This is a genomic window from Pseudomonas sp., assembly GCF_049645325.1.
Classification (GTDB): Bacteria; Pseudomonadota; Gammaproteobacteria; order Pseudomonadales; family Pseudomonadaceae; genus Aquipseudomonas.
Window position 1 is genome coordinate 1 of record NZ_JBARTQ010000114.1, and the last position, 5,659, is coordinate 5,659.

Below are 5,659 nucleotides of genomic sequence, written 5' to 3' on the forward strand. Positions count from 1 at the left end.
CGAATGTGGTGTATCAGGCGACATATGTATTGGATGACCCACCGCTTTCGCGAGCAAGCCCGCTCCCACCTTTTGTCCGCGTACATTTACATATTCACTTCCACCAGTACTCAACCTGCACACCCACATTCGACCCATGCCGCGCCGTACCGTACGCACCGGTGTCGGACAACGCCGAGCCTGCCGCCAGTTCATTCGCCGCGCGCTTGGCGGCTTCGTTCCAGCTGGCGTAGGTGTAATACAACCGCACTTCCGGCCGCGCCCAGAAATCCGGGCCGTTGGGCGACCAGGTCGGGGCGAAGGTAAATTTACTCAGCTTGCGCGTACCGCCGGTGGCCTCGACCTGATCATGCCCAAGTTCGGTAACCAGTTTGAACTGCTCGCTGATGGCATAGGCCGGGCGCACACCGATGGACATCCAGGTCTGGTCCGCTGAGCCTGGACGAATGTCTTTCTGGTACACCGCCTCGACTTGCCCACCGAAACGCGGGGTCACCTGCCAGTCGAAAAACTCCACGGCGCGGTAGCTTTTGCTGCTTTTGTCCAGCGTGGTATCGCCGGTATAACCCAGGCCAGTGCCGGGGCCTTCGCCGTACTGCAAGGCGAACTTGTTCTTGCCGCCAAGGAAAGGTTTTTGCACGTGCTGAGCAGTGATCGCCCAACCGCTGTTGGCATCGCGGCCACCGGCTTTGTCGATGTAGCTCAAGCCAAACTCCAGCTCGCCGCCGGGGTTGGTCTTGAAGCCCGCCACGTTGAAATCGTGACGGGTCGCGTATTCCTTCTGGTACAGGTTGTCCTTGCGCGAAATGGCGTAGCTGTACTTGAGATCGCCGATTTTCACGTCCTCGACACCGCCGCCCGTGGCGCTCTGGTTCCAGTAGTAAAAGTCGGAGATATGGATGTCATTACGTTTGTAGTAACGCCGCCCGGCCCACACCGAACCGCCGTTGAGGCTGGGCAGGTTTGACCACTGCGCGTACATCTGCGGCATGCGCGCCGAGCCGTTGTCTTCGCCCTGAAACTTCAGGGCACGGTCGTATTTGTTGTAGAGCGAAGCCATGGCATCCACGCTGAGGACCGAGCCGTCGTCGAGGGTCAACAGGTCCTGGCGCAGCTCCAGCTCTGCGTACTGCTCGCATTCGTTACCCAAGCGGTATTTGGATTGCGCCCCCGGCAGTTGGAAACATTGCTGCTTGCCACTGCCGGTTGAAGTGCCCGCGCCACTGCGCAAGTAACCGGCAAATTCCAGCGCCTGAGCGCCGAGCGGCAGGCTTAGACAAGACGCAACGAGGCCCAACTTTATTGTTGTTTTCATGAAGCACTCCATTATTTTTATTTTTTTTACTACTTTTTTGATGCCTCGCAAGCCCACCCTTGTGGGGGCTGGTTTGCCTGCGATGGCGCTCTCAAAGGCCACATCGCAGGCAAGCCAGCTCCCACAGGGAGGCCGTGAGGAGTCAGTCCTTCAGGTGCAGCACAAACGATTCATAAGGGCGCAGTGACACCTGGCTCGAACGCACAGGGCAGTCGGGATAGTTGCTGATCAGCAGGCGTTGCTCGTTCGCCGCATTGATAACGCCTTCCGGCAGTTGGATTTCGCAGGGCGTGCCGTAGAAGTTGTTCAGCACCAGCAAACGCTCGCCATGGCCTTCACGCAGGTAGGCCCAGACCTGCAAGTGGTCTTGCAGCAGTTGGCGGTAAACGCCTTCCTGAATCAGCGGCTCATGGCGACGCAAGGCAATCAACGCGCGGTAGTGATGCAGCACGGAATCCGGGTCATCCAGTTGGCTGTCGACGTTGATCTGCGCGGCGTTGGCCGGGATACCGATCCAGGGCTCGCCCGTGCTGAAACCGGCATTCGCCTCGGTGTTCCACTGCATCGGCGTGCGGCCGTTGTCGCGGGACTTCTGCATGATCGCCGCCATGCTCGACGCCTCGGACTCACCGGCATCACGCTTGAGGCGGAAGATGTTCAGCGTCTCAACATCACGGTACTGCTCGATCCGGTTGAAGCCCGGGTTGGTCATGCCCAGCTCTTCACCCTGGTACACATACGGCGTGCCCTGGAGGAAGTGCAGCGCAGTGGCAAGCATCTTGGCCGAGACCACACGGTGTTCACCGTCGTCACCAAAACGCGAGACCACGCGTGGCTGGTCGTGGTTACACCAGAACAGCGCGTTCCAGCCGCCACCAGCCTGCATGCCCAGCTGCCAGTCGGAGAAAATCTGCTTGAGTTGGAGGAAATCGAAGTCAGCCTTTACCCACTTTTGCAGGTTCGGGTAATCCACTTTCAGGTGATGAAAGTTGAAGGTCATCGACAGCTCTTTCGACGCCGGATTGGAGTAGCGAATGCAGTGTTCGAGGCTGGTGGATGACATCTCGCCGACGTTGATCAGGTCATGCCCTTCAAAGACTTCGCGGTGCATTTCCTGCAGGTATTGGTGCACGTTCGGGCCGTCGGTGTAGAAGCGGCGACCGTCGCTGTTGTCTTCGGGGAAATCGGCAGGCTTGGAGATCAGGTTGATCACGTCGAGGCGGAAACCGCCCACGCCTTTGTCGCGCCAGAAGCGCATCAACTTGAACACCTCGGCGCGCACCTTGGGGTTGTCCCAATTCAGGTCGGCCTGGGTGTGATCGAACAGGTGCAGGAAATATTGGCCGGTTTGCGCTTCGTATTCCCAGGCCGAGCCGCCGAACTTGGATTCCCAGTTATTCGGCTGGTCGCGCCAGATGTAGAAATCACGGTACGGGTTGTCCAGGCTGCTGCGCGCTTGCTGGAACCATTCATGCTCGATTGAGGTGTGGTTGACCACGATGTCGAGCATCAGCGTGATGCCGCGCTTGGCCGCTTCACTGATCAGCAAATCGCAGTCGGCCATGGTCCCGTAGCTCGGGTCGATGGCGTAGTAGTCACTGATGTCGTAGCCGTTGTCGCGTTGCGGCGAGCGCAGGAATGGTGTGATCCACAGGCAATCCACGCCCAGCCATTTCAGGTAATCGAGTTTGTCCACGATGCCCAGCAGGTCACCGGTCGCGTTACCCGCATGGCTGTGGAAGCTTTTGGGGTAGATCTGATAGATCACCGAGTGTTGCCAGTTTTGCATGATGGGTTCCTTCAATTGATTTTTGTGCAGGCCTCTTGGGCCTCATCGCAGGCAAGCCAGCCCCCACAATGGATCTGTGAACGCGTTTTAAAGGTGGGAGCTGGCTTGCCTGCGATAGCGGTCGATCAGGCGACCCGATACCCCGGCCGAACAATCTTCATGCTCAACGCACAGGTCAAAACAAACGGCACGACCATCGCGATGACCATTCCCACCACAAACATCGCGATGGAATGCGGCACGATCGAAATAAACCCAGGCAAGCCACCGACGCCGATCGCCGACGCCTGCACCTTGTTCAGCGACAGGAAAATACTGCCCAAGGCCGACCCGATCAGGGCCGCGTAGAACGGAAACTTGAAGCGCAAATTCACCCCGAACATCGCCGGTTCAGTGATGCCGAAATACGCGGAAATCGCCGAGGTCGAGGCCATGCTTTTGTCCCGCGCATTGCGGGTCGTGTAGAACACCGCGAGCGCGGCGCTGCCTTGGGCGAGGTTGGACATCACGATCATCGGCCAGATAAACGTGCCGCCTTGAGTCGAAATAAGCTGCAGGTCCACGGCGAGGAACATGTGGTGCATGCCGGTGATCACCAGCGGCGCGTACAACAGGCCGAAAATAGCCCCGCCGAGCATCGGCGCCAGGTCAAACAGGGTGACCACGCCTTCGGTGATGAGGATGCCGAGGTGGCGGGTCACCGGGCCGATAATCGCCAGCGCCAGCACGCCAGTGACGACGATGGTGGTGATCGGCACGACCAGCAACTGGATGGCATTCGGCACGCGTGCTCGCAGCCATTTCTCGATCACGCTCATCACGTAGGCCGCCATCAGGATCGGCAGGATCTGCCCCTGATAGCCGACTTTCTCAATCTTGAACCAGCCGAAAATATCGAAGTACGGCAGGCTCTGGCCGTCGAGCCCCGCCACTGCCTTGCCGTAGTTCCAGGCATTGAGCAGGTCCGGGTGCACCAGCATCAGGCCGAGCACGATGCCGAGGATTTCACTGCCGCCAAAACGCTTGGCCGCCGACCAGCCCACCAGCGCCGGCAGGAACACAAACGAGGTGTTGGCCATCAGGTTGATCAGGCTCCACAGGCCATCCAGGTTCGGGTACGCCTCCAGCAACGTCTTACCCTCGATGAACATGCCCTTGGCGCCCATCAGGTTGTTCACGCCCATCAACAAGCCGGCGATGATCAGCGCGGGCAGGATCGGCATGAACACGTCGGAAAATACCCGCACCAGGCGCTGCATGGCGTTGGTTTTGTCGGCGCCCTTCTTCTTCACGTCGGCGATGGTGGCGGCGGCGAGGCCGGTTTGTTCGCGCAGCGCGGCGTAAACCTTTTCCACTTCGCCGGGGCCGATCACCACCTGGAACAGGCCGCCGGTGAAGAACGAGCCCTTGACCAGGTCGACCTGGTTCAACGCGCTGACGTTGACCAGGCTCGGGTCCTTGAGCGCCAGGCGCAGGCGGGTCACGCAGTGGGCAGCTTGCTCAAGGTTGTCGCTGCCCCCGAGGTTCTGAAGAATCTCGCGGGCACTATTGGAATAGTCGTGGCTCATGCTTGGTTTCCACTTTGATTTTTTTATTTGAGGGCAGTCATTGGCAGCACGCCGAGGGCAAAAGTACTCGTCTGTACGAGTTAAAGCAACAACTCGTACAGACGAGTTTAAAAATGTTTACCCGGAGCAGGCCCACACATCGCTGCAAGCCACAGATATCCAAGGGTCTAATGGACAAACCCCACCCGTGCCACTAAGGTTCCAGCCTTGAACGAGCCGTTCACTTCATCAAGTCGGGCACAGAGCCATCCCCATGAGCAAATACAACCAGATCTATACGGATCTGCTTGCCAGCATCACCACTGAACGCCTGCAACGCGGCACGCGCCTTCCCTCCGAAACAGAATTGATGGACGCCTACCAAGCCAGCCGTGGCACCGTGCGCCGGGCGATCGAGCAGTTGCAAGAACGTGGGTTCGCGCAAAAAATCCACGGCAAGGGCACCTTCGTGCTGTCACCCAACCCGATCGAATTCCAACTGGGCGGCATCGTCAGCTTCCACGAAACCCACGCGGACCTTGGCGATGACGTACGCACCGACGTCGTCGAGTTCAGCCAGTTCGCGCTGGAAGGCTCGCTGCTGCAACATATCGAAGCCGAGCCCGGCACCTTGATCACGCGTGTCAAACGCGTACGGCGCATCGGCGGCAAACGCGTGATCCTCGACATCAACCACTTTGTCGCCGACCTGATCCCGGGGCTGGACCGCGACATTGCCGAACAGTCGATCTACGCGTTTATCGAGCAAACGCTGCAGCTGCAAATCAGCTACGCGCAACGCACCATCAAAGCCCTGCCGCGCAGCAAAGACGACCAGGCGCATCTGGACCTGGACGGCCAAAGCCATGTGATCGTGGTGAGTAACCAGACGTTTTTGCAGGACGGGCGGCAGTTCGAGTACACCGAGTCGCGGCATACGTTGGATAAGTTTTACTTTTCGGATATTGCGCGGCGGTAAGGTCAAACGCAGATCAAATGTGGGAGCGG

Annotated in this window: 4 protein-coding genes; 1 reads left to right on the top strand and 3 read right to left on the bottom strand. The window is 58.9% G+C overall.

Features of this window, described 5'->3' with window-relative positions:
- Positions 1-94: 94 nt before the first annotated feature.
- The 3 genes from WBB95_RS05065 to treP all read right to left on the bottom strand — a co-directional run bounded on the left by WBB95_RS05065 (position 95) and on the right by treP (position 4,672).
- A complete protein-coding gene (locus WBB95_RS05065; RefSeq protein WP_424486560.1) occupies positions 95-1,315 on the bottom strand; it encodes a maltoporin in 1,221 nt (406 codons plus the stop codon).
- Positions 1,316-1,457: 142 nt separating this feature from the next.
- Complete coding sequence (gene treC, locus WBB95_RS05070) at positions 1,458-3,104, bottom strand: alpha,alpha-phosphotrehalase (RefSeq protein ID WP_424486561.1); 1,647 nt, start codon at positions 3,102-3,104, stop codon at positions 1,458-1,460.
- A 125-nt stretch (positions 3,105-3,229) separates the two neighbouring features.
- Positions 3,230-4,672, bottom strand: coding sequence for a PTS system trehalose-specific EIIBC component (gene treP, locus WBB95_RS05075; RefSeq protein WP_424486562.1), 1,443 nt, complete (start codon positions 4,670-4,672; stop codon positions 3,230-3,232).
- A 253-nt stretch (positions 4,673-4,925) separates the two neighbouring features.
- Between treP and treR the strand changes: the two genes are divergently transcribed.
- The gene (treR, locus tag WBB95_RS05080; protein WP_424486563.1) at positions 4,926-5,630 is read left to right on the top strand and encodes a trehalose operon repressor; all 705 of its coding nucleotides are present in this window, start codon (positions 4,926-4,928) and stop codon (positions 5,628-5,630) included.
- Positions 5,631-5,659: the final 29 nt, after the last annotated feature.